The organism is Streptomyces glaucus (assembly GCF_039533365.1).
Taxonomy (GTDB): Bacteria; Actinomycetota; Actinomycetes; order Streptomycetales; family Streptomycetaceae; genus Streptomyces; species Streptomyces glaucus.
Genome location: NZ_BAAATK010000002.1, coordinates 69053 through 92722, shown reverse-complemented (window position 1 = coordinate 92722; position 23670 = coordinate 69053). Strand labels below are relative to the sequence as shown.

General features: G+C 68.9%; 25 protein-coding genes. 23 read left to right on the top strand and 2 right to left on the bottom strand.

Annotated elements, in window-relative coordinates:
- The 6 genes from ABD363_RS01895 to tuf all read left to right on the top strand — a co-directional run bounded on the left by ABD363_RS01895 (position 1) and on the right by tuf (position 9767).
- A complete protein-coding gene (locus tag ABD363_RS01895) occupies positions 1 to 3900 on the top strand; it encodes a DNA-directed RNA polymerase subunit beta' (RefSeq protein WP_344599554.1) in 3900 nt (1299 codons plus the stop codon).
- 609 nt (positions 3901 to 4509) lie between these two features.
- Positions 4510 to 5064 carry a DUF1707 and DUF4190 domain-containing protein gene (locus ABD363_RS01890; RefSeq protein ID WP_344599553.1) on the top strand — a complete coding sequence of 185 codons (555 nt, stop codon included), beginning with the start codon at positions 4510 to 4512 and terminating at the stop codon, positions 5062 to 5064.
- A 342-nt stretch (positions 5065 to 5406) separates the two neighbouring features.
- Positions 5407 to 5778 carry a 30S ribosomal protein S12 gene (rpsL, locus tag ABD363_RS01885; RefSeq protein WP_003948652.1) on the top strand — a complete coding sequence of 124 codons (372 nt, stop codon included), beginning with the start codon at positions 5407 to 5409 and terminating at the stop codon, positions 5776 to 5778.
- Positions 5779 to 5780: 2 nt separating this feature from the next.
- Positions 5781 to 6251 carry a 30S ribosomal protein S7 gene (gene rpsG / locus ABD363_RS01880; protein WP_028420788.1) on the top strand — a complete coding sequence of 157 codons (471 nt, stop codon included), beginning with the start codon at positions 5781 to 5783 and terminating at the stop codon, positions 6249 to 6251.
- Between the two features lie 39 nt (positions 6252 to 6290).
- Positions 6291 to 8417 (top strand): elongation factor G, encoded by a 2127-nt coding sequence (fusA, locus tag ABD363_RS01875; protein WP_344599552.1) that lies wholly within the window; start codon positions 6291 to 6293, stop codon positions 8415 to 8417.
- A gap of 156 nt (positions 8418 to 8573) precedes the next feature.
- Positions 8574 to 9767, top strand: coding sequence for an elongation factor Tu (gene tuf, locus ABD363_RS01870; protein ID WP_344599551.1), 1194 nt, complete (start codon positions 8574 to 8576; stop codon positions 9765 to 9767).
- Between the two features lie 378 nt (positions 9768 to 10145).
- On the opposite strand, the gene ABD363_RS01865 is transcribed toward tuf, so the two are convergent.
- The gene (locus ABD363_RS01865; RefSeq protein WP_344599550.1) at positions 10146 to 11426 is read right to left on the bottom strand and encodes a family 16 glycosylhydrolase; all 1281 of its coding nucleotides are present in this window, start codon (positions 11424 to 11426) and stop codon (positions 10146 to 10148) included.
- Positions 11427 to 12251: 825 nt separating this feature from the next.
- On the opposite strand from ABD363_RS01865, the gene gdhA reads away from it, so the two are divergent.
- Positions 12252 to 13583 (top strand): NADP-specific glutamate dehydrogenase, encoded by a 1332-nt coding sequence (gene gdhA / locus ABD363_RS01860; protein WP_399031360.1) that lies wholly within the window; start codon positions 12252 to 12254, stop codon positions 13581 to 13583.
- Positions 13584 to 13994: 411 nt separating this feature from the next.
- On the opposite strand, the gene ABD363_RS01855 is transcribed toward gdhA, so the two are convergent.
- Positions 13995 to 15170, bottom strand: a complete 1176-nt coding sequence (locus ABD363_RS01855; protein WP_344599548.1) for a serine/threonine-protein kinase — start codon at positions 15168 to 15170, stop codon at positions 13995 to 13997.
- Between the two features lie 259 nt (positions 15171 to 15429).
- On the opposite strand from ABD363_RS01855, the gene ABD363_RS01850 reads away from it, so the two are divergent.
- The 16 genes from ABD363_RS01850 to ABD363_RS01775 all read left to right on the top strand — a co-directional run bounded on the left by ABD363_RS01850 (position 15430) and on the right by ABD363_RS01775 (position 23623).
- Positions 15430 to 16089 carry a hypothetical protein gene (locus ABD363_RS01850; protein ID WP_344599547.1) on the top strand — a complete coding sequence of 220 codons (660 nt, stop codon included), beginning with the start codon at positions 15430 to 15432 and terminating at the stop codon, positions 16087 to 16089.
- Positions 16090 to 16674: 585 nt separating this feature from the next.
- Positions 16675 to 16983 (top strand): 30S ribosomal protein S10, encoded by a 309-nt coding sequence (rpsJ, locus tag ABD363_RS01845; protein WP_003948644.1) that lies wholly within the window; start codon positions 16675 to 16677, stop codon positions 16981 to 16983.
- 18 nt (positions 16984 to 17001) lie between these two features.
- Positions 17002 to 17646 carry a 50S ribosomal protein L3 gene (gene rplC / locus ABD363_RS01840; RefSeq protein ID WP_103781446.1) on the top strand — a complete coding sequence of 215 codons (645 nt, stop codon included), beginning with the start codon at positions 17002 to 17004 and terminating at the stop codon, positions 17644 to 17646.
- Positions 17647 to 17654: 8 nt separating this feature from the next.
- On the top strand, positions 17655 to 18314 hold the full coding sequence (rplD, locus tag ABD363_RS01835; protein WP_344599546.1) for a 50S ribosomal protein L4: 660 nt from the start codon (positions 17655 to 17657) through the stop codon (positions 18312 to 18314).
- A complete protein-coding gene (gene rplW / locus ABD363_RS01830; RefSeq protein ID WP_344599545.1) occupies positions 18314 to 18733 on the top strand; it encodes a 50S ribosomal protein L23 in 420 nt (139 codons plus the stop codon). The genes rplD and rplW overlap by 1 nt, the downstream gene beginning before the upstream one ends.
- Before the next feature lie 41 nt (positions 18734 to 18774).
- Positions 18775 to 19611, top strand: a complete 837-nt coding sequence (gene rplB / locus ABD363_RS01825) for a 50S ribosomal protein L2 (RefSeq protein WP_344599544.1) — start codon at positions 18775 to 18777, stop codon at positions 19609 to 19611.
- Between the two features lie 12 nt (positions 19612 to 19623).
- The gene (gene rpsS / locus ABD363_RS01820) at positions 19624 to 19905 is read left to right on the top strand and encodes a 30S ribosomal protein S19 (protein ID WP_004984529.1); all 282 of its coding nucleotides are present in this window, start codon (positions 19624 to 19626) and stop codon (positions 19903 to 19905) included.
- A 41-nt stretch (positions 19906 to 19946) separates the two neighbouring features.
- Complete coding sequence (gene rplV / locus ABD363_RS01815) at positions 19947 to 20294, top strand: 50S ribosomal protein L22 (protein ID WP_159668538.1); 348 nt, start codon at positions 19947 to 19949, stop codon at positions 20292 to 20294.
- Positions 20294 to 21115, top strand: coding sequence for a 30S ribosomal protein S3 (rpsC, locus tag ABD363_RS01810; RefSeq protein ID WP_344599543.1), 822 nt, complete (start codon positions 20294 to 20296; stop codon positions 21113 to 21115). The genes rplV and rpsC overlap by 1 nt, the downstream gene beginning before the upstream one ends.
- Before the next feature lie 5 nt (positions 21116 to 21120).
- Positions 21121 to 21540, top strand: a complete 420-nt coding sequence (rplP, locus tag ABD363_RS01805) for a 50S ribosomal protein L16 (protein ID WP_029380975.1) — start codon at positions 21121 to 21123, stop codon at positions 21538 to 21540.
- Positions 21540 to 21764: a 50S ribosomal protein L29 gene (rpmC, locus tag ABD363_RS01800; RefSeq protein WP_029380976.1), complete on the top strand. Its 225-nt coding sequence runs from the start codon at positions 21540 to 21542 to the stop codon at positions 21762 to 21764. Before rplP ends, rpmC begins: the two co-directional genes overlap by 1 nt.
- Positions 21764 to 22051, top strand: a complete 288-nt coding sequence (gene rpsQ, locus ABD363_RS01795) for a 30S ribosomal protein S17 (RefSeq protein ID WP_028420769.1) — start codon at positions 21764 to 21766, stop codon at positions 22049 to 22051. The genes rpmC and rpsQ overlap by 1 nt, the downstream gene beginning before the upstream one ends.
- 126 nt (positions 22052 to 22177) lie before the next feature.
- A complete protein-coding gene (gene rplN, locus ABD363_RS01790; protein WP_003998823.1) occupies positions 22178 to 22546 on the top strand; it encodes a 50S ribosomal protein L14 in 369 nt (122 codons plus the stop codon).
- Between the two features lie 2 nt (positions 22547 to 22548).
- Complete coding sequence (gene rplX, locus ABD363_RS01785) at positions 22549 to 22872, top strand: 50S ribosomal protein L24 (RefSeq protein WP_344599542.1); 324 nt, start codon at positions 22549 to 22551, stop codon at positions 22870 to 22872.
- Positions 22872 to 23432, top strand: a complete 561-nt coding sequence (gene rplE / locus ABD363_RS01780) for a 50S ribosomal protein L5 (protein WP_344599541.1) — start codon at positions 22872 to 22874, stop codon at positions 23430 to 23432. The genes rplX and rplE overlap by 1 nt, the downstream gene beginning before the upstream one ends.
- Before the next feature lie 5 nt (positions 23433 to 23437).
- Positions 23438 to 23623 carry a type Z 30S ribosomal protein S14 gene (locus tag ABD363_RS01775; protein WP_003956452.1) on the top strand — a complete coding sequence of 62 codons (186 nt, stop codon included), beginning with the start codon at positions 23438 to 23440 and terminating at the stop codon, positions 23621 to 23623.
- Positions 23624 to 23670 lie beyond the last annotated feature (47 nt).

The following is a 23670-nucleotide window of genomic DNA, read 5'->3' as shown; positions in this document are numbered from 1 at the left end:
GTGCTCGACGTCAACTTCTTCGACGAGCTCCGGATCGGCCTGGCCACCGCTGACGACATCCGTCAGTGGAGCCACGGCGAGGTCAAGAAGCCCGAGACCATCAACTACCGCACCCTCAAGCCCGAGAAGGACGGCCTCTTCTGCGAGAAGATCTTCGGTCCGACCCGGGACTGGGAGTGCTACTGCGGCAAGTACAAGCGTGTCCGCTTCAAGGGCATCATCTGTGAGCGCTGCGGCGTCGAGGTGACCCGCGCCAAGGTGCGCCGTGAGCGGATGGGCCACATCGAGCTGGCCGCCCCCGTCACGCACATCTGGTACTTCAAGGGCGTCCCGTCGCGTCTGGGCTACCTGCTCGACCTGGCGCCGAAGGACCTGGAGAAGGTCATCTACTTCGCGGCGTACATGATCACGTACGTCGACGAGGAGCGCCGTCAGCGCGACCTGCCCTCGCTGGAGGCCCACGTCTCCGTCGAGCGCCAGCAGATCGAGCAGCGCCGCGACGCCGACCTGGAGGCCCGCGCCAAGAAGCTCGAGGCCGACCTGGCCGAGCTGGAGGCCGAGGGCGCCAAGGCCGACGTGCGCCGCAAGGTGCGCGAGGGCGCCGAGCGCGAGATGAAGCAGCTGCGCGACCGCGCCCAGCGCGAGATCGACCGTCTCGACGAGGTGTGGAACCGCTTCAAGAACCTCAAGGTCCAGGACCTGGAGGGCGACGAGCTGCTCTACCGCGAGCTGCGCGACCGCTTCGGCACGTACTTCGACGGCTCGATGGGCGCCGCGGCGCTGCAGAAGCGCCTGGAGTCCTTCGACCTCGAGGAGGAGGCCGAGAAGCTCCGCGAGATCATCCGTACCGGCAAGGGCCAGAAGAAGACCCGCGCGCTCAAGCGCCTCAAGGTCGTCTCCGCGTTCCTGCAGACCAGCAACAGCCCCAAGGGCATGGTGCTGGACTGCGTGCCGGTCATCCCGCCGGACCTGCGTCCGATGGTGCAGCTGGACGGTGGCCGCTTCGCGACCTCCGACCTGAACGACCTGTACCGCCGGGTCATCAACCGCAACAACCGTCTGAAGAGGCTGCTCGACCTCGGCGCGCCCGAGATCATCGTCAACAACGAGAAGCGCATGCTTCAGGAGGCCGTTGACGCCCTCTTCGACAACGGCCGTCGCGGCCGCCCGGTGACCGGCCCCGGCAACCGCCCGCTGAAGTCCCTCAGCGACATGCTGAAGGGCAAGCAGGGCCGCTTCCGCCAGAACCTGCTCGGTAAGCGTGTCGACTACTCGGCGCGTTCCGTGATCGTCGTCGGTCCGCAGCTGAAGCTGCACCAGTGCGGTCTGCCGAAGGCGATGGCGCTGGAGCTGTTCAAGCCGTTCGTGATGAAGCGCCTGGTCGACCTGAACCACGCGCAGAACATCAAGAGCGCCAAGCGGATGGTCGAGCGCGGCCGCACGGTCGTGTACGACGTGCTGGAAGAGGTCATCGCGGAGCACCCGGTCCTGCTGAACCGTGCGCCCACGCTGCACCGCCTCGGCATCCAGGCCTTCGAGCCGCAGCTGGTCGAGGGCAAGGCCATCCAGATCCACCCGCTCGTGTGCACCGCGTTCAACGCGGACTTCGACGGCGACCAGATGGCCGTGCACCTGCCGCTGTCCGCGGAGGCGCAGGCCGAGGCCCGCATCCTGATGCTGTCCTCGAACAACATCCTCAAGCCCGCCGACGGCCGGCCGGTGACGATGCCGACCCAGGACATGGTCCTCGGTCTGTACTTCCTCACCACCGACCACGAGGGCCGCGACGTCAAGGGCGAGGGCCGTTCCTTCGCGTCCGTCGCCGAGGCGATCATGGCGTTCGACGCCGGCGAGCTGTCGCTCCAGGCGCCGGTCGACATCCGCTTCCCGGTGGGCACCATCCCGCCGCGCGGCTGGACCCCGCCGGCCCGCGAGGAGGGCGAGCCCGAGTGGCAGCAGGGTGACAGCTTCCGGCTGCGCACCACGCTGGGCCGCGCGCTCTTCAACGAGCTGCTGCCCGAGGACTACCCGTTCGTCGACTACGAGGTCGGCAAGAAGCAGCTCTCCGAGATCGTCAACGACCTCGCCGAGCGCTACCCGAAGGTCATCGTGGCGGCCACGCTCGACAACCTGAAGGCGGCCGGCTTCTACTGGGCCACCCGCTCCGGCGTCACCGTCGCCATCTCCGACGTCGTCGTCCCCGAGGCGAAGAAGGAGATCGTCCGCGGCTACGAGGCGCAGGACGAGAAGGTCCAGAAGCAGTACGAGCGCGGTCTGATCACCAAGGACGAGCGGACCCAGGAGCTCATCGCGATCTGGACCAAGGCCACCAACGACGTGGCCGAGGCCATGACGGGCAACTTCCCGAAGACCAACCCGATCTTCATGATGGTCAACTCGGGTGCCCGAGGAAACATGATGCAGATGCGTCAGATCGCCGGTATGCGCGGTCTGGTGTCGAACGCGAAGAACGAGACCATCCCGCGGCCGATCAAGGCGTCGTTCCGCGAGGGTCTGTCCGTGCTGGAGTACTTCATCTCCACGCACGGTGCTCGTAAGGGTCTCGCCGACACCGCCCTGCGTACCGCCGACTCGGGTTACCTCACCCGTCGTCTGGTCGACGTCTCCCAGGACGTCATCATCCGCGAGGAGGACTGCGGCACCGACCGCGGCCTGAAGCTCCGGATCGCGGAGCGCGGCGCGGACGGCGTGCTGCGCAAGGCGGAGAACGTCGAGACGTCCGTGTACGCGCGCTGCCTCGCCGAGGACATCGTGGTCGACGGCAAGGTGCTGGCCCCGGCCGGCACCGACCTGGGCGACGTGCTCATCGAGGAGCTCATCCTCCAGGGCGTCGAGGAGGTCAAGACCCGCTCGGTCCTGACCTGCGAGTCCGCGGTCGGCACCTGCGCGATGTGCTACGGCCGTTCGCTGGCCACCGGCAAGCTGGTCGACATCGGCGAGGCGGTCGGCATCATCGCCGCCCAGTCCATCGGTGAGCCCGGCACCCAGCTGACGATGCGTACCTTCCACACCGGTGGTGTGGCCGGTGACGACATCACCCAGGGTCTGCCGCGTGTCGTCGAGCTCTTCGAGGCCCGTACCCCGAAGGGTGTCGCCCCGATCTCCGAGGCCTCCGGCCGCGTGCGGATCGAGGAGACGGAGAAGACCAAGAAGATCGTCATCACCCCGGACGACGGCAGCGACGAGACGGCTTACCCGATCTCGAAGCGCGCCCGGCTCCTGGTCAGCGAGGGCGAGCACGTCGAGGTGGGCCAGAAGCTCACCGTGGGTGCCACCAACCCGCACGACGTGCTGCGCATCCTGGGTCAGCGCGCCGTCCAGGTCCACCTGGTCGGCGAGGTGCAGAAGGTCTACAACTCGCAGGGTGTGTCGATCCACGACAAGCACATCGAGATCATCATCCGGCAGATGCTGCGCCGCGTGACGATCATCGAGTCCGGCGACGCCGAGCTGCTGCCCGGCGAGCTGGTCGAGCGCTCGAAGTTCGAGCAGGAGAACCGTCGTGTGGTCCAGGAGGGCGGTCACCCGGCCTCCGGTCGTCCGCAGCTCATGGGTATCACCAAGGCCTCGCTGGCGACCGAGTCCTGGCTGTCGGCGGCGTCCTTCCAGGAGACGACCAGGGTCCTCACGGACGCGGCGATCAACGCCAAGTCCGACTCCCTGATCGGCCTCAAGGAGAACGTCATCATCGGTAAGCTCATCCCGGCCGGTACGGGCCTGTCCCGCTACCGCAACATCCGGGTCGAGCCGACCGAGGAGGCCAAGGCCGCGATGTACTCGGCCGTCGGCTACGACGACATCGACTACTCGCCGTTCGGCGCGGGCTCCGGGCAGGCCGTGCCGCTGGAGGACTACGACTACGGTCCGTACAACCAGTAAGCGAGCAGCCTGACCGGAGGGCGGTCACCCCGCGCGGGGTGACCGCCCTCCGGCGTTTCCGGAACCGTTCAGCGGCCGGTCGGGACGTACGGCTCCGGGGTCCGCGGCCCCACTGGGGCCGGGGCGGCTGGGGAGCAGGCGGGCGAGGGCGCCGGACACGCCGTGCCGGTCCCCGCCGGCGGGGCCGCCGCCGGAGCCGGGCGCGCCCCCGGTGGGGCCGGGGACGACGCCTTTCGCGGGAGGCGCGGACGCGGTCCTCTCGCCCAGCCATGGGCGGCGAGGAGGACGTACGACGACGGCTCGTGCCGGCGGGCGGGACGCCGCGGGGCCGGAAGCCCGGCTCGCGGCCGGGACCGGGGAGGGTCTCGCGGTCCTGCTTCTCCGGGTGCGCCGGCAAGGGCAGCCGGTCGTCGGGCCCCGCCTCCGCGGGCAAGCCTGTCGTGGCCACGGAGCTCCCGTCCCCGCCGACCGCGCGGTGATCGTTCAACGTGCCGAAGCCGTCGTGGTCATGGCCGCCGGATCGGCGGACCGGCGCCCGGGGAGGCGCTGGTGCCGCACGCGCGGTTTCGGCGCATCATGGAGGGACTCCGGCGCTCCGGGAGGTGCTCCGTGTCGCAGCCACCGTATCCGTCGTGGCAGCCCTGGCCGCAGGGGCAGGGCGGCGCCCGGCAGCCGTGGGCCGGCCACGGCGCTCCGCCGATGCTCGCCTCGCACGCCGACCGGGAGAGGGCCGTGGACGTGCTCAGAGCCGGGTACGGGGAGGGGCGGCTCGAGCACGGGGAGTTCGAGGAGCGGGTGGCCCGGGCGTACGCGGCCCGCACGGTGGGGGAGCTGGCGGTGCTGGTCGCCGATCTGCCCCAGGGACCCCTGCCGGGGCCCGCGGCCGCCGCGGCCGTGCCGCGGACGTTCCCGCCGGCGCCGCGGTCGCCGGTCAACGGGAAGGCGGTCGGGGCCGCGGTCTGCGGGCTGCTGTGCGTGCCGACCTTCGGGCTGACGGGCCTGCCCGCGGTCGTCCTGGGGCACGTGGCGCGCTCCGAGATGCGGCACTCGGGGGAGAGCGGGGACGGGCTCGCCCTGACGGGGCTCGTCCTCGGGTGGTTGTCCACCGCGGGCTGGGTACTCGTCCTGGTGCTCCTGACCGTGATGTCGGTCGCGGTCGGCTGACGTCCACTCAGAATCGCCGGAAAAGTGTGCGAAACGGGCGGCGGCCGTCGATTCGAAGATCGTTTACGGGGCCGGGGCTTGACAGGACGCGCAGGGCGATGTGGGCGGTGTCCATTTGTTTTGACCGCAGCGTATGCGATAGGTACGCTCAGACCTTGTGCCTGGGGTGTGCCTTGGCTCTCCTGCGTGCCTTCAACCGCATAGGGAGCCGTGACCGGCCACCGTAATCCGTGCCCTTTTCGCCATGCGGCGGGAGCCCGCACGATTCGACACACCCGACCGCGTGGGTCGGCGACGTTCCAGGTTAGCTGTACCCATCGGCACACAGAAACCGGAGAAGTAGTGCCTACGATCCAGCAGCTGGTCCGCAAGGGCCGGCAGGACAAGGTCGAGAAGAACAAGACGCCCGCACTCGAGGGTTCCCCTCAGCGTCGCGGCGTCTGCACGCGTGTGTTCACGACCACCCCGAAGAAGCCGAACTCGGCCCTGCGTAAGGTCGCGCGTGTGCGTCTGACCAGCGGGATCGAGGTCACGGCCTACATTCCGGGTGAGGGACACAACCTGCAGGAGCACTCCATCGTGCTCGTGCGCGGCGGCCGTGTGAAGGACCTGCCGGGTGTTCGTTACAAGATCATCCGTGGCTCCCTCGACACCCAGGGTGTCAAGAACCGCAAGCAGGCCCGCAGCCGTTACGGCGCCAAGAAGGAGAAGTAAGAATGCCTCGTAAGGGCCCCGCCCCGAAGCGCCCGGTCATCATCGACCCGGTCTACGGCTCTCCTCTGGTGACCAGCCTGATCAACAAGGTGCTGCTGAACGGCAAGCGCTCCACCGCCGAGCGCATCGTCTACGGCGCCATGGAGGGCCTGCGCGACAAGACCGGCAACGACCCGGTCATCACGCTCAAGCGCGCTCTGGAGAACATCAAGCCGACCCTCGAGGTCAAGTCCCGCCGTGTCGGTGGCGCCACCTACCAGGTTCCGGTCGAGGTCAAGCCCGGCCGTGCCAACACCCTGGCGCTGCGCTGGCTCGTCGGTTACGCCCGCGCTCGTCGTGAGAAGACCATGACCGAGCGTCTGCTCAACGAGCTCCTCGACGCCAGCAACGGCCTCGGTGCCGCTGTGAAGAAGCGCGAGGACACGCACAAGATGGCCGAGTCCAACAAGGCCTTCGCGCACTACCGCTGGTAGTCGGAACCCCTTCGAGAACCGAGAGAAGACTGAAGCCTTATGGCTACCACTTCGCTTGACCTGGCCAGGGTGCGGAACATCGGCATCATGGCCCACATCGACGCGGGCAAGACGACCACCACCGAGCGGATCCTGTTCTACACCGGTGTGTCCTACAAGATCGGTGAGGTCCACGACGGCGCTGCCACCATGGACTGGATGGAGCAGGAGCAGGAGCGTGGCATCACGATCACCTCTGCTGCCACCACCTGCCACTGGTCGCTGGACGACGTCGACCACACCATCAACATCATCGACACGCCGGGCCACGTCGACTTCACCGTCGAGGTGGAGCGCTCCCTGCGCGTGCTCGACGGTGCCGTGACGGTGTTCGACGGCGTCGCCGGCGTCGAGCCGCAGTCCGAGACGGTGTGGCGTCAGGCGGACCGCTACGGCGTTCCGCGCATCTGCTTCGTCAACAAGCTCGACCGCACCGGTGCCGAGTTCCACCGCTGCGTCGACATGATCAGCGACCGCCTGGGCGCGCAGCCGCTCGTCATGCAGCTGCCGATCGGTGCCGAGGCCGACTTCAAGGGCGTCGTGGACCTGGTCCGCATGAAGGCCCTGGTCTGGTCCGCGGAAGCGACCAAGGGCGAGATGTACGACGTCGTCGACATCCCGGCCACGCACACCGAGGCCGCCGAGGAGTGGCGCGGCAAGCTGCTCGAGGCCGTCGCCGAGAACGACGAGGAGATGATGGAGCTGTACCTGGAGGGCGAGGAGCCCTCCGAGGAGCAGCTGTACGCGGCGATCCGCCGCATCACCATCGCCTCCGGCAAGGGCCAGGGCACCACGGTGACCCCGGTCTTCTGCGGCACCGCCTTCAAGAACAAGGGCGTCCAGCCCCTGCTCGACGCGGTCGTGCGCTACCTGCCGTCCCCGGTCGACATCGAGGCCATCGAGGGCCACGACGTCAAGGACCCGGAGACGGTCATCACGCGCAAGCCGTCCGACGAGGAGCCGCTCGCCGCGCTGGCGTTCAAGATCATGAGCGACCCGCACCTCGGCAAGCTCACCTTCGTCCGCGTGTACTCCGGCCGCCTGGAGTCCGGCACCTCGGTGCTGAACTCCGTCAAGGGCAAGAAGGAGCGCATCGGCAAGATCTACCGCATGCACGCCAACAAGCGTGAGGAGATCGACTCGGTGGGCGCCGGCGACATCGTCGCCGTCATGGGTCTGAAGCAGACCACCACCGGCGAGACGCTCTGCGACGACAAGGCCCCGGTGATCCTGGAGTCCATGGACTTCCCGGCGCCGGTCATCCAGGTCGCCATCGAGCCGAAGTCGAAGGGCGACCAGGAGAAGCTGGGCGTCGCGATCCAGCGCCTGGCCGAGGAGGACCCGTCCTTCCAGGTCCACTCCGACGAGGAGACCGGCCAGACCATCATCGGCGGCATGGGCGAGCTGCACCTCGAGGTGCTGGTCGACCGTATGCGCCGTGAGTTCAAGGTCGAGGCCAACGTCGGCAAGCCGCAGGTCGCGTACCGCGAGACGATCCGCAAGTCGGTCGAGAAGGTCGAGTACACCCACAAGAAGCAGACCGGTGGTACCGGTCAGTTCGGTAGGGTCATCATCTCGATCGAGCCGATCGAGGGCAGCGACACCTCGTACGAGTTCGTGAACCAGGTGACCGGTGGTCGCATCCCGAAGGAGTACATCCCCTCGGTCGACGCCGGCTGCCAGGAGGCGATGCAGTTCGGCATCCTCGCGGGCTACGAGATGACCGGTGTCCGGGTCACTCTGCTCGACGGTGCCTACCACGAGGTCGACTCCTCCGAGCTCGCCTTCAAGATCGCCGGTTCGCAGGCCTTCAAGGAGGCCGCGCGCAAGGCCAGCCCCGTTCTCCTGGAGCCGATGATGGCCGTCGAGGTCACCACGCCCGAGGACTACATGGGCGACGTCATCGGCGACATCAACTCCCGCCGTGGCCAGATCCAGGCCATGGAGGAGCGGGCCGGTGCCCGCGTCGTGAAGGGCCTCGTGCCCCTGTCGGAGATGTTCGGCTACGTCGGAGACCTCCGCAGCAAGACGTCGGGTCGCGCAAGCTACTCGATGCAGTTCGACTCCTACGCCGAGGTTCCGCGGAACGTCGCCGAGGAGATCATCGCGAAGGCCAAGGGCGAGTAACGGACCCCGTCCGAACGCCGTAGGCTTGACTCCGGAGCCTCGTGGGGCAAACACCCGCAATCGTGGGGGTTTGCCCCGGGGATCCGGGCCATCCAGCAAAGATCACCTGGCGCCGATGAAGTAAGGCGTACAGAACCACTCCACAGGAGGACCCCAGTGGCGAAGGCGAAGTTCGAGCGGACTAAGCCGCACGTCAACATCGGCACCATCGGTCACATCGACCACGGTAAGACGACCCTCACGGCCGCCATTACCAAGGTGCTGCACGACGCGTACCCGGACCTGAACGAGGCCACCCCGTTCGACAACATCGACAAGGCGCCCGAGGAGCGCCAGCGCGGTATCACCATCTCCATCGCGCACGTCGAGTACCAGACCGAGGCGCGTCACTACGCCCACGTCGACTGCCCGGGTCACGCGGACTACATCAAGAACATGATCACCGGTGCCGCCCAGATGGACGGCGCGATCCTGGTGGTCGCCGCCACCGACGGCCCGATGCCGCAGACCAAGGAGCACGTGCTCCTGGCCCGCCAGGTCGGCGTTCCGTACATCGTGGTCGCCCTGAACAAGGCCGACATGGTGGACGACGAGGAGATCCTGGAGCTCGTCGAGCTCGAGGTCCGTGAGCTCCTCACCGAGTACGAGTTCCCGGGCGACGACGTCCCGGTCGTCAAGGTCTCCGCTCTGAAGGCGCTCGAGGGCGACAAGGAGTGGACGCAGTCCGTCCTGGACCTCATGAACGCCGTCGACACCGCCATCCCGGAGCCGGAGCGCGACGTCGACAAGCCGTTCCTGATGCCGATCGAGGACGTCTTCACCATCACCGGTCGCGGTACGGTCGTCACCGGCCGTATCGAGCGCGGTGTCCTCAAGGTGAACGAGGAAGTCGAGATCATCGGCATCAAGCAGGAGAAGACCAAGACCACGGTCACCGGCATCGAGATGTTCCGGAAGCTCCTCGACGAGGGCCAGGCCGGTGAGAACGTCGGTCTGCTCCTCCGCGGCATCAAGCGCGAGGACGTCGAGCGCGGCCAGGTCATCATCAAGCCGGGCTCGGTCACCCCGCACACCGAGTTCGAGGCGCAGGCCTACATCCTCTCCAAGGACGAGGGTGGCCGCCACACGCCGTTCTTCAACAACTACCGTCCGCAGTTCTACTTCCGTACGACGGACGTGACCGGCGTCGTGACCCTCCCCGAGGGCACCGAGATGGTCATGCCGGGTGACAACACCGAGATGAAGGTGGAGCTCATCCAGCCCGTCGCCATGGAGGAGGGCCTGAAGTTCGCCATCCGCGAGGGTGGCCGCACGGTGGGCGCCGGCCAGGTCACCAAGATCCTGAAGTAAGTTCCGCTTGCTTTGAGGGTCGCCTGACCTCACAGGCCTGAGAGGGCCCGTACGACTCCGGTCGTACGGGCCCTTTCGTGTCTCCGCGTGCCGGAGTGAGGACGCGTGGGGGCGCGGGTGCCTGCGCGGGGTCCGGGTGCGGCGCCCGCGCGGGTTGCTCGTACGGGCGCCGTCGGCGCCGTCGGTGCGGGGGGTGCGGGGTGTGCGGGGTGTCCCGGGCGGGTGCGCGGCCGTACCGCTGCGGGCGGGGACGAGGGCCGGGCGGGGGACGGGGGTGAGGGACGAGGGGCGGAGACGGCGACGCCCCCGGCTCGTGGGGAGCCGGGGGCGCCGGTGTGGGGGGTGGGATGTGGGGGGTGGAGCGTGAGGGTCAGGGGGTCAGCCGACCGTCCACTTCTGGTTGGCGCCGCCGGTGCACGTCCAGATCTGGAGCGGGGTGCCGTCGGCCGCCGAATTGCCCTTGGCGTCCAGGCACTTGTCCGCGCCGACGTTGACGAGGTCGCGCGCGGCCGTGTGCACCCACTGCTGGGCCTTGGTGCCGTTGCAGGTGTAGAGCTGGACCGCGGCTCCGTCGGCGGTGGATCCGCCGCGCACGTCGAGGCACTTGCCGAGGGCGCGTACGGTGCCGTCGCCGCCGAGGGTCCACTTCTGGGCGTCGACGCCGGTGCAGTCGTGGAGCTGGATGGGCGTGCCGTCGGCCGTCGAGGCGCCGGCGACGTCGACGCACATGCCGCCGATGCCCTTGATGGCGCCGGTCCTCGAGGCGCCCCCGCCGCCGGAGCCGTCGGAGGCCGAGACGCGGACGTAGTCCACGGTCATCGTCTGCGGGAACCGCGTGTTCGCGTCCGGGCTGCCGGGCCAGTTGCCGCCGACGGCGAGGTTGAGGATCAGGAAGAACGGGTGGTCGTAGACCCACTTCTTGCCGCCCAGGTCGGCCGGGGTGCGGGTCTGGTAGGTCTGCCCGTCGACGGACCAGGTGATCTTCTCGGGGCTCCAGTCCACGGCGAAGACGTGGAAGTCGTCGGCGAAGGCCCGGCCGCCCGGGAGCGTGTACGCCGCGCCTATGCCGCCGCTGCCGGAGTAGCCGGGACCGTGCAGGGTGCCGTGGACGACGCCGGGCTCGTAGCCGACGTTCTCCATGATGTCGATCTCGCCGCTGTTCGGCCATCCGACGCTGCCCAGGTCGTTCCCGAGCATCCAGAACGCGGGCCACATGCCCTGGCCCCGCGGCACCTTGATCCGGGCCTCGAAGTGGCCGTAGGCCTGCGTGAAGGTCCTGGCGGTGTTGAGCCGGGCGGAGGTGTACTGGCAGGCGCCGTACCAGCACTGGAGCCCGGGGTCGGTGTTCTTGCGCGCGGTGATGACGAGGTTGCCGTTGCCGTCGAGGGCGACGTTGTCCCTGCTGTTCGTGTAGTACTGCAGCTCGTTGTTGCCGTTGCCGGAGCCGCCGGTCTCCACGGTCCACTTGGCCGGGTCCGGCGCGCTGCCGGCGGCGCCGTTGAATTCGTCGGACCAGGTCACTGCGGTGGGGGCGGCGGTCGCGGCGTCGGCCTCGTGGGCGGACGGGCCCGCCGTGGTCAGGGCGAGCGCGGCGGCGGAGGCGCAGAGCAGCGGGACGAGCCCGCCGAGCGACCACCGGCGTGCGCGATGAGCAGCCATGGCTGAACACACCTTGTCTGTGGGGTTGGTCGTGGGGGGTTCCCCTGGGGGTGCCGGGGAGCGGCCGAGGCTGTCGACCGTGGGGGGATGCTACGGACGGCTCACCGCGCGGCCAACTGTCCCATTGATCCCTCAACTGCCTTTGAGCTGCGGATACTTGAGCGGTACGGGCTGATCGACGGATCGCTTAATGCGTGTTTAAGGCGGCCTTAATCCCGGTCCTCGACGGCTCGGGGCGACGCCTGTGCCGAGACCGCGCCCCGCCCCGTCCGCGTCCGCCGCCCCGCTCCGCCCCGTCCGCGTCCGCCGCCCCGCTCCGGCCCGTCCGCGTCCGCCGCTCCGGCCGCGTCCCCGGACCCCGGAGCTCCGGGACGCGGTCGGACGGCCGGCAACGGCCCGGAGCGCGTGGGCCGGCTCTCCCGCGTACGGCTCAGGAAGGCGGCCGCCCAGTGGCACGCGCCCGCTCCCGGTCGTATACGAGAGCGGGCACCCCGTCCTGGCGCGGCCCCGCCGTCCCGTGCCAGGACGGCGGGCCCGTCCCCCGTGGCGTACCCGGTTTCCCGCCCGTCGTCAGGGACTGTCGGCCCGCGGTCCGCCGTCCCGCGTCCCGTGCTCCGGGTCTCGTATGGCGGACGGATGCGTGAGCTCTTGCCTTTCCGGTTTACACAGGGGTAACACTGGAAAGTCGGCCGCTTCCGGGCACTCGCCCCCGGCGGCCGCTGTCCTGCGCGCGGCAATGGCGCCGAGCGCCCCTCACCGGACCGTTCCCGGTGTCCGCCCGCGCCAGAAAGGGATTCCGTGGCCACACGACCCGACCCCAAGACCATGCTCGACCGGCTGCGCGCCGAGGTCGAGCGCCGCAACCCGGCGGAGCCGGAGTTCCACCAGGCCGCACGCGAGGTGCTGGAGACGCTGGCGCCGGTGCTCGCGGCGCGGCCCGAGTACGCGGAGCCCGGACTCGTCGAGCGGCTCGTCGAGCCGGAGCGGCAGATCATCTTCCGGGTGCCGTGGCAGGACGACACCGGCCGGGTGCACGTCAACCGCGGCTTCCGGATCGAGTTCAACAGCGCCCTCGGCCCGTACAAGGGCGGCCTGCGCTTCCACCCCTCCGTGAACCTCGGGATCATCAAGTTCCTCGGGTTCGAGCAGATCTTCAAGAACGCGCTGACCGGGCTCGGCATCGGCGGCGGCAAGGGCGGCAGCGACTTCGACCCGCAGGGGCGCAGCGACGCGGAGGTCATGCGCTTCTGCCAGTCCTTCATGACCGAGCTGCACCGGCACATCGGCGAGTACACCGACATCCCGGCCGGTGACATCGGCGTCGGCGCCCGCGAGATCGGCTACCTGTTCGGCCAGTACCGGCGGATCACCAACCGCTGGGAGGGCGGCGTGCTGACCGGCAAGAGCGCCGGCTGGGGCGGCTCGCTGATCCGCCCGGAGGCGACCGGATACGGCAACGTGCTGTTCGCGGAGGCGATGCTGCGCGCCCGCGGCGAGGACCTGGAGGGGCAGACGGCGGTCGTCTCCGGCTCCGGCAACGTCGCGATCTACACCGTCCAGAAGCTGGCGGCCCTCGGCGCCAACCCGGTGACCTGCTCCGACTCCAGCGGCTACGTCGTCGACGAGAAGGGCATCGACGTGGAGCTGCTGCGCCAGGTCAAGGAGGTCGAACGCGGCCGGGTGAGCGACTACGCGGAGCGCCGCGGCGCCTCCGCCCGGTTCGTGCCCGGCGGGCGGGTCTGGGAGGTCCCGGCCGACGTCGCGCTGCCGTCCGCGACCCAGAACGAGCTGAACGCCGCCGACGCCGCGATCCTCATCCGCAACGGCGTGAAGGCGGTCTCCGAGGGCGCCAACATGCCCACGACGCCGGAGGCCGTACAGCTCCTGCAGGAGGCCGGTGTCGCCTTCGGCCCCGGCAAGGCGGCCAACGCGGGCGGGGTCGCGGTCAGCGCCCTGGAGATGACGCAGAACGCCTCGCGCACGTCGTGGAAGGCCGACCAGGTCGAGAACGAGCTGGCCCGGATCATGACCGACATCCACACCACCTGCGCCGAGACCGCCGAGCGCTACGGCGCCCCCGGCGACTACGTGACCGGCGCGAACATCGCCGGCTTCGAGCGGGTGGCGGACGCGATGCTGGCGCAGGGCGTCATCTGACACAACCCGGCGAAGGAGGCCGGGAAGGAGCCGCGCGACAGGGCCCTTCCCGGCCTCCTCGCGGTGTGCCGGGCGGGAGCGGGGCGGGTCCGGGCGGCCGGGGCCCGGCCGCGCGTGACCGCGTTCGCCGCCGGTCCGGCCACGACGCGCCCCGCCGGGCGCAACGGCACGCTCCGGGCGATGCCGGCACACCGCGAGGTCCGCTCCGGGCGGGACGGCAGGACCGGGTCGCCGCGGTTCGCGGCCGGCACAGCGGCCGGGCGCTCCGCCGGGCGTCCGACGGCCCCGGCACCGTCCCCGCCCGGGGCCCCTGGCGCACCGGGGCCCCGACTCATGCTCGCGCCGAAGGCCTCGGGTCTTCGTGTCGTACGCCGGCCGGGACCGAAGCCCGTCCGCCGTCCGGCGCGGGTCTCAGCCGGCCATGGCGGCTTCGCCGCGGAGGGACCGCCCGGAGGGAGCGCCCGGGCTCCGCCCGACCGCGCGCTCGTAGTCCTGGGTCAGCACGCTCCATTCGGCCGCGCCGACGGCCTCTCCCGCCCGCGCGGCGAATCGCAACTCCGCCTGGCGCTGCTCCAGGGTGTCCGGGTGCATGGGGGAGAACCGCTGCGTGAGTTCGACCGCGAGCCCGGCGAACTCGCGGGACAGCTCGGCGGAGCGGCGGACCGGGGCCGGCGGGCCCGCGGAGATCTCCGCCGGCCGGCCCCGGACGGTTTCCGCTTCGAGAGCCGTACGGATGCGTGTGAGCGCCTGGTACACCTGCAGGGCGTCCTGGGGCCGGTCGTCGGGGTCGAAGGCCTGGAGCTGGTCGACCAGCTCCCGGAGGGCCTGGGGGAAGGCCTCCTCGTACTCCGACATGGTTCCGTACAGCCCCGTGTGGAGCAGCTCGGACAGCATGACGCCGAACGAGTACAGGTCGCTCCGGTGGTCCAGCGGCCGGAACCGCCGCTGCTCCGGTGACGCATAGAGACCGGTCATCGGTGAGTGTCCGTCGATCGTCGTGCTGAACATGCGCGAAGGTCCCCGGGACCTGATGAAGCGGGCGATGCCGAAATCAAGGACTTTGACGAGACCTCCGTGCGGAGCGTCGACGACGATGACGTTCGACGGTTTCAGGTCACGGTGGACCACGTCCCTGGCTCCGGCCCGGAAGAGCACGGACGCGATCTGGCGGCCCCAGTCGACCACTGTGGTCAGGGGAATCGGCGTGCCCGTCTTCAGAAGGTCCTCCAGGGTCGGCCCGGGGCAGAGGTCCATGACCAGGGCGGGGACCTCCGCCCCCTTGTGGCGCACCAGCCCGTACGCGTGGACGAACACGAGGTTGGGGTCGACACGCCGGGGATCGTCGCCGGACAGCATCAGCTGGATCTCGCCTCCCCGCTTGAACCGGAGCAAGGCCCTGTCCTGCTGCTTCGCCGCCAGCACCGCTGCCCCGATGCCCGTGCGCCTGTTCTTGAGGACCTTGATCGCGACCGCCTGGCCCGTCCTGCGGTCGTAAGCGCGCAGGACGGTCCCGTAACCCCCTTGACCCAGCTTTCGGTCCGTCAGTTCGTACCGCTCCTGAAGCCGCGGAAAGTCGTCCTGAAACATGCCGCTCCCCCCTCGGGAGGGGCGTCCGGCACGTCCCGCACGCCCTCGGACCACCCCTCCGGGCGAACTTTCCCCCTTAACCCATGGATGATGCGATCAATCGGCTAATTCGGAAATGTTGGTGCCAGTGAGGCTGCAAGGCATTTCCGGGATCGAGGTGAACAGTGCGCATGCGCGGTGAGCGGTCGCGCTCTCGCCGCTCATCGGCCGGGCCGTCGGCCAGTCGCCAACCAGGCGGCAAGCGGTATAAGAATCTGCCATGGTGATACTCGCGCCGGCCGCGGAGTCGGCCGACGACATCTGGGCGGCCGTGCAGGCGGTGGCGGCCGTGATCGCCATCCCGGTGGCGATCGGCCTCGGGCTGCTGGCCTACCGGGCCGTCTGGCCGCGTCGCAAGCTCCGCTGGTCCGCGCGTGTCCGGCCGTTGGTGAGCCACGACGCCGCGCACACGAACCGGCTGGCGGTGGTCTTCCAGGGGGTCCAGCTCGTCAAGCCGCACATCGTGGAGGTCGAGCTGAGCAACGTCGGCAACAAGGACCTGGAGCCGGCTCACTTCAACGGCACACCGGTGGACATCCGCTCGTCCGTCCCGATCGTCGAACTGCTCCAGCACGGCTCCAGCCCCGGCGTGCAACGGGTGCTGAGGCCGACCGTCACCGGCCGGACGGTTTCCCTCGACACGCGGACTCCGCTGCACAGCGGCCAGACGCTGACCTACGTGATGCTGGTCGACGGAGCGGACCCCGGGATCGAACTGCTCGCTTCCGTGAGCAACACGCGCATCGAGCGTGCGCCCGCGTCCGGACCGGTCACGCCGAGGGCGGCCTTCGTCAAGCCGGCTCTCGTCCTGCTGGTCGCCACCCTGCTCGTCATGGCCGCCTCCGGAGTCCTGGCCCTCTCCCGCCTGCGGGGCCGCTGACCACCGGTCGCGCCGGACGGTCGGCTGCAGGCGGCGTCGGCTCGCGGGCCGGTCGATCCGATGGGCCGCCTCACGGGGCGGGGGAGGGCAGGGACTCGGGCCGGATCCGGCGCTCCAGGCGCGGGCGCCCGCCGGGCCCGGAGCGGGGCGCCGGGTGGGGCGGCTCGTCGGAAGGCCGTGCCGCTCCGGTTTGATCCATGCCGCTCCCGGGGTAATCTCTACGCCCCCGATTGGCGTCCCCGCTGCCCCATATGGCAGACTGTCCGAGTTGCTCGGTCGAGTGTTGATGCTGCGCGCCTCCCGCCGGGAGGACCGGAAGCGAGTCCCACAGTACTCGTCAACCCCGCGCGGGTTGGAAGTACGGGAATCTTCCGGGAAGCGTCGGCGCGGCGCCGGCCAGGCACCCGGTGGGTCCTTCGCCCCCGGCTCGCGGTTCCGGCAGGGCCGTGTGCAATCCCGCAGGGATGTCCCGACAAGGGACATTCATGTCAGCGAGAGTGCGACACGCCCGACCGCGTGGGTCGGAGGAACGAACGAGACGGCCGGGTTCCAGAGCTGTAGAAGAGACAGGACTACGAAGTAGCCATGGCGGGACAGAAGATCCGCATCCGGCTCAAGGCCTACGACCACGAGGTCATCGACTCCTCGGCGAAGAAGATCGTCGAGACGGTGACCCGCACTGGTGCGTCGGTCGCGGGCCCGGTGCCGCTGCCCACTGAGAAGAACGTGTACTGCGTCATCAAGTCGCCGCACAAGTACAAGGACTCGCGCGAGCACTTCGAGATGCGCACGCACAAGCGCCTGATCGACATCCTCGACCCGACCCCCAAGACCGTTGACTCTCTGATGCGACTCGACCTCCCGGCCGGTGTCGACATCGAGATCAAGCTCTGAGGCCGGTGATCTGAAGAGATGGCTAAGCAGATCAAGGGCATCCTGGGCGAGAAGCTCGGCATGACTCAGGTCTGGGACGAGAACAACCGCGTCGTCCCGGTGACCGTCGTCAAGGCCGGCCCGAACGTCGTCACCCAGGTCCGCACCAACGACGTCGACGGCTACGAGTCCGTCCAGATCGCCTTCGGCGAGATCGACCCGCGCAAGGTGAACAAGCCCCTCAAGGGCCACTTCGCCAAGGCCGACGTCACCCCCCGTCGTCACCTCGTCGAGATCCGCACCGCGGACGCCTCCGAGTACACGCTCGGCCAGGAGATCACCGCCGAGGTGTTCGAGGCCGGCGTGAAGGTCGACGTCACCGGCAAGAGCAAGGGCAAGGGCTTCGCCGGTGTCATGAAGCGCCACAACTTCGGTGGCCTCGGCGCCGGACACGGTACCCAGCGCAAGCACCGCTCGCCCGGTTCCATCGGTGGCTGCGCCACCCCGGGCCGCGTGTTCAAGGGCCTCCGCATGGCGGGTCGCATGGGCAACGAGCGGGTCACCACCCAGAACCTGACCGTCCACGCCGTTGACGCGGAGAAGGGTCTGCTGCTCATCAAGGGCGCGGTTCCCGGTCCGAACGGCGGCCTCGTCCTGGTCCGCACCGCGGCCAAGGGGGCCTGAGGTAACCGATGAGCACTGTTGACATCCTTTCGCCGGCGGGCGAGAAGGCCGGTACCGTCGAGCTCCCCGCGGAGATCTTCGGCGTTGAGAAGGTCAGCGTCCCGCTGATCCACCAGGTCGTCGTCGCGCAGCTGGCCGCTGCCCGTCAGGGCACCCACAAGACCAAGACCCGTGGCGAGGTCCGCGGCGGCGGCAAGAAGCCGTACCGCCAGAAGGGCACCGGTCGCGCCCGCCAGGGCTCGACCCGCGCGCCGCAGTTCGCCGGTGGTGGCGTCGTGCACGGTCCCGTGCCGCGCGACTACTCGCAGCGGACCCCGAAGAAGATGAAGGCCGCGGCCCTGCGCCACGCCCTCACCGACCGGGCCCGCCACAACCGCATCCACGTCGTCACCGGCGTGGTCGAGGGCGAGACCCCCTCCACGAAGGCCGCCAAGAGCCTGTTCGGCAAGCTCAGCGAGCGCAAGAACCTGCTGCTCGTCGCCGACCGCTCCGACGAGGCCGCGTGGCTGTCCGCCCGCAACCTGCCCCAGGTCCACATCCTGGAGCCGGGCCAGCTGAACACGTACGACGTTCTCGTCTCGGACGACGTGGTCTTCACCAAGGCCGCTTTCGAGTCCTTCGTCGCCGGCCCGCAGAAGGCCAACGACACCGAAGGGAGCGAGGCCTGATGGCTGCACGTCACCCCTCCATCGCCTCGAAGGCCGCCAAGAAGGCCAAGGAAGCGCGTCTGAAGAAGGCGCGTCGCCACGCCACCGAGGGCAAGAACACCGTCGAGACGCCGCTGAGCAAGTCGTACACGGACCCCCGTGACGTCCTGATCAAGCCGGTCGTCTCCGAGAAGAGCTACGCGCTCCTCGACGAGAACAAGTACACGTTCATCGTCGACCCGCGTGCCAACAAGACCCAGATCAAGGAGGCCGTCCAGGCGGTCTTCGAGGTCAAGGTCACCGGGGTCAACACGATCAACCGCCAGGGCAAGCGCAAGCGGACCCGCACCGGCTTCGGCCAGCGCGCGTCCACCAAGCGCGCGATCGTGACCCTCGCCGAGGGCGACCGTATCGACATCTTCGGCGGTCCGACCTCCTGACCGGAGGTCCGGATCGTCCGGAATCGGACGAGGACTGAGAAATGGGTATCCGCAAGTACAAGCCGACGACTCCTGGCCGTCGTGGCGCCAGCGTCGCCGACTTCGTCGAGGTCACGCGGTCCACGCCGGAGAAGTCGCTGGTTCGCCCGCTGCACAGCAAGGGCGGCCGTAACAATTCCGGTCGTGTGACCGTCCGCCACCAGGGCGGCGGCCACAAGCGCGCCTACCGCGTGATCGACTTCCGTCGTCATGACAAGGACGGCGTGCCGGCGAAGGTCGCGCACATCGAGTACGACCCCAACCGCACCGCGCGCATCGCGCTCCTGCACTACGCGGACGGCGAGAAGCGCTACATCCTCGCGCCGCGTGGCCTGAGCCAGGGCGACCGCGTCGAGAACGGTCCCGGGGCCGACATCAAGCCGGGCAACAACCTGGCCCTGCGCAACATCCCGGTCGGTACCACGATCCACGCGATCGAGCTCCGCCCGGGCGGCGGCGCCAAGTTCGCCCGCTCCGCCGGCGCCTCCGTGCAGCTGCTCGCGAAGGAGGGCGCCTACGCCCACCTGCGCATGCCGTCCGGTGAGATCCGCCTGGTCGACGTCCGCTGCCGCGCCACCGTCGGCGAGGTCGGCAACGCCGAGCAGTCGAACATCAACTGGGGCAAGGCGGGCCGCAAGCGGTGGCTGGGCGTTCGCCCGACCGTCCGTGGTGTGGTCATGAACCCGGTCGACCACCCGCACGGTGGTGGTGAGGGCCGGACCTCCGGTGGCCGCCACCCGGTCTCCCCGTGGGGCAAGAAGGAAGGCCGTACTCGTTCGCCCAAGAAGGCGTCGAACAAGTACATCGTCCGCCGCCGCAAGACGAACAAGAAGCGCTAAGGACGGGTTGAGATGCCTCGTAGCTTGAAGAAGGGGCCCTTCGTCGACGACCACCTGATCAAGAAGGTGGACGCCCAGAACGAAGCCGGCACCAAGAACGTCATCAAGACCTGGTCCCGTCGCTCGATGATCGTCCCGGCCATGCTCGGCCACACGATCGCGGTGCACAACGGCAAGACCCACATCCCGGTGTTCGTCACCGAGTCGATGGTCGGCCACAAGCTCGGCGAGTTCTCGCCGACCCGCACCTTCCGGGGCCACGTCAAGGAAGACCGGAAGTCGAAGCGCCGCTAAGCGGATCGCATTCAGACACGCAAGTAACTGAAGGGACAACCATGGAAGCCAGGGCCCAGGCGCGGTACATCCGCGTCACGCCCATGAAGGCCCGCCGCGTGGTGGACCTCATCCGTGGCATGGACGCCACGGAGGCCCAGGCCGTCCTGCGATTCGCTCCGCAGGCAGCCTCCGTGCCGGTCGGCAAGGTGCTCGACAGCGCCATCGCCAACGCCGCGCACAACTACGACCACACCGACGTCGACAGCTTGTACGTCTCCGAGGCGTACGTCGACGAGGGCCCGACCCTGAAGCGGTTCCGGCCGCGCGCCCAGGGCCGCGCCTACCGGATCCGCAAGCGGACCAGCCACATCACCGTGGTCGTCAGCAGCAAGGAAGGAACCCGGTAATGGGCCAGAAGGTAAACCCGCACGGGTTCCGGCTCGGTGTCACCACCGACTTCAAGTCGCGCTGGTACGCCGACAAGCTCTACAAGGACTACGTCAAGGAAGACGTCGCCATCCGTCGGATGATGACGTCCGGCATGGAGCGCGCCGGCATCTCCAAGGTCGAGATCGAGCGCACCCGTGACCGCGTCCGCGTCGACATCCACACCGCGCGTCCGGGCATCGTCATCGGCCGCCGCGGCGCCGAGGCCGACCGCATCCGCGGCGACCTGGAGAAGCTGACCGGCAAGCAGGTCCAGCTGAACATCCTCGAGGTCAAGAACCCGGAGACGGACGCTCAGCTGGTGGCCCAGGCCGTCGCCGAGCAGCTGTCCTCCCGCGTCTCCTTCCGCCGCGCCATGCGCAAGAGCATGCAGTCGGCGATGAAGGCCGGCGCCAAGGGCATCAAGATCCAGTGCGGTGGCCGCCTCGGCGGCGCCGAGATGTCCCGCTCGGAGTTCTACCGCGAGGGCCGCGTGCCCCTGCACACGCTCCGCGCGAACGTGGACTACGGCTTCTTCGAGGCCAAGACGACCTTCGGCCGCATCGGCGTGAAGGTCTGGATCTACAAGGGCGACGTCAAGAACATCGCCGAGGTCCGCGCCGAGAACGCCGCCGCCCGTGCCGGCAACCGCCCGGCCCGCGGTGGCGCCGACCGCCCGGCCCGTGGTGGCCGCGGTGGCGAGCGGCGCGGTCGCAAGCCGCAGCAGGCTGCTGCCGAGGCCCCCAAGGCCGAGGCCCCCGCAGCCGCCGCTCCGGCTGAGAGCACCGGAACGGAGGCCTGACCACCATGCTGATCCCCCGTAGGGTCAAGCACCGCAAGCAGCACCACCCGAAGCGCAACGGCATGTCCAAGGGTGGCACGCAGGTTGCGTTCGGCGAGTACGGCATCCAGGCGCTGACCCCGGCGTACGTCACGAACCGCCAGATCGAGGCGGCTCGTATCGCCATGACCCGTCACATCAAGCGTGGCGGCAAGGTCTGGATCAACATCTACCCGGACCGCCCGCTGACCAAGAAGCCCGCCGAGACCCGCATGGGTTCCGGTAAGGGTTCGCCGGAGTGGTGGGTCGCGAACGTCAAGCCCGGACGCGTCATGTTCGAGCTGTCGTACCCCAACGAGAAGATCGCCCGTGAGGCGCTGACCCGTGCGGCCCACAAGCTGCCGATGAAGTGCCGGATCGTCAAGCGCGAGGCAGGTGAAGCGTGATGTCGGCCGGTACCAAGGCGTCCGAGCTGCGCGAGCTGGGCAACGAGGAGCTGCTGAACAAGCTCCGCGAGGCCAAGGAAGAGCTGTTCAACCTCCGCTTCCAGGCGGCGACGGGCCAGCTCGAGAACCACGGCCGTCTGAAGGCGGTCCGCAAGGACATCGCCCGGATCTACACCCTCATGCGTGAGCGTGAGCTCGGCATCGAGCAGGTGGAGAACGCCTGATGAGCGAGAACAACGTGACTGAGCAGAACACCGAAGCGCGCGGCTTCCGTAAGACCCGTGAGGGCTACGTCGTCAGCGACAAGATGGACAAGACCGTCGTCGTCGCCGTCGAGGACCGCGTCAAGCACGCGCTGTACGGCAAGGTCATCCGCCGTACGAACAAGCTCAAGGCGCACGACGAGCAGAACGCCGCGGGTGTCGGCGACCGCGTCCTCCTGATGGAGACCCGGCCGCTGTCCGCGACCAAGCGCTGGCGCGTCGTCGAGATCCTCGAGAAGGCCAAGTAGGCAATTCGCGCAAGCGGATTCCAATAGATACGCCTGCGGGCAGACCCCGCAGGTCAGTTCCGCCAGGCTCCGGGGGCCGCTCGCCGAGCGGCCCCCGGGGAACCGGCAGACGATCAGGAGATAGACGTGATCCAGCAGGAGTCGCGACTGCGTGTCGCCGACAACACGGGTGCGAAGGAGATCCTCTGCATCCGTGTGCTCGGCGGCTCCGGTCGCCGCTACGCGGGTATCGGTGACGTCATCGTCGCCACCGTCAAGGACGCGATCCCCGGTGGCAACGTGAAGAAGGGTGACGTCGTCAAGGCGGTCATCGTTCGCACCGTCAAGGAGCGCCGCCGTCCGGACGGCTCGTACATCCGCTTCGACGAGAACGCCGCCGTCATCCTCAAGAACGACGGCGACCCTCGCGGCACCCGTATCTTCGGCCCCGTGGGCCGTGAGCTGCGCGAGAAGAAGTTCATGAAGATCATCTCCCTCGCGCCGGAGGTGCTGTGAGCATGAAGATCAAGAAGGGTGACCTGGTCCAGGTCATCACCGGCAAGGACAAGGGCAAGCAGGGCAAGGTCATTGCCGCTTTCCCGCGCGAGGAGCGTGTCCTGGTCGAGGGTGTCAACCGGGTCAAGAAGCACACGAAGGCCGGGCCGACCGCCCGCGGCTCGCAGGCCGGCGGCATCGTGACCACCGAGGCCCCCATCCACGTCAGCAACGTGATGCTGGTCGTGGAGAAGGACGGCCAGAAGGTTCCGACCCGCGTCGGCTACCGCTTCGACGAGGACGGCAACAAGATCCGCGTTGCCAAGCGGACGGGTGAGGACATCTGATGACGACCACCACCGTGACTCCGCGTCTGAAGCAGAAGTACAGGGACGAGATCGTCCAGAAGCTGCGTGACGAGTTCAAGTACGAGAACGTCATGCAGGTTCCGGGCCTCGTCAAGATCGTGGTCAACATGGGTGTGGGCGACGCCGCCCGCGACTCCAAGCTGATCGAGGGCGCCATCCGCGACCTCACCACGATCACCGGCCAGAAGCCGGCCGTCACCAAGGCCCGCAAGTCCATCGCGCAGTTCAAGCTGCGTGAGGGCCAGCCGATCGGTGCCCACGTCACGCTCCGTGGCGACCGCATGTGGGAGTTCCTGGACCGCACCCTGTCGCTCGCGCTGCCGCGCATCCGCGACTTCCGCGGCCTGTCCCCCAAGCAGTTCGACGGCCGTGGCAACTACACGTTCGGTCTCACGGAGCAGGTCATGTTCCACGAGATCGACCAGGACAAGATCGACCGCGTCCGGGGTATGGACATCACCGTGGTGACCACGGCGACCAACGACGAAGAGGGCCGTGCCCTTCTCCGTCACCTCGGCTTCCCGTTCAAGGAGGCGTGAGCGAGATGGCGAAGAAGGCTCTCATCGCGAAGGCTGCCCGCAAGCCCAAGTTCGGCGTGCGCGCGTACACCCGCTGCCAGCGCTGCGGCCGTCCGCACTCCGTGTACCGCAAGTTCGGCCTGTGCCGCGTGTGCCTCCGTGAGATGGCTCACCGCGGCGAGCTGCCGGGCGTGACCAAGAGCTCCTGGTAATCCGGTAGTTCCGGACTCCCAGGACTCTCGGTAGGCAAATGGGACGG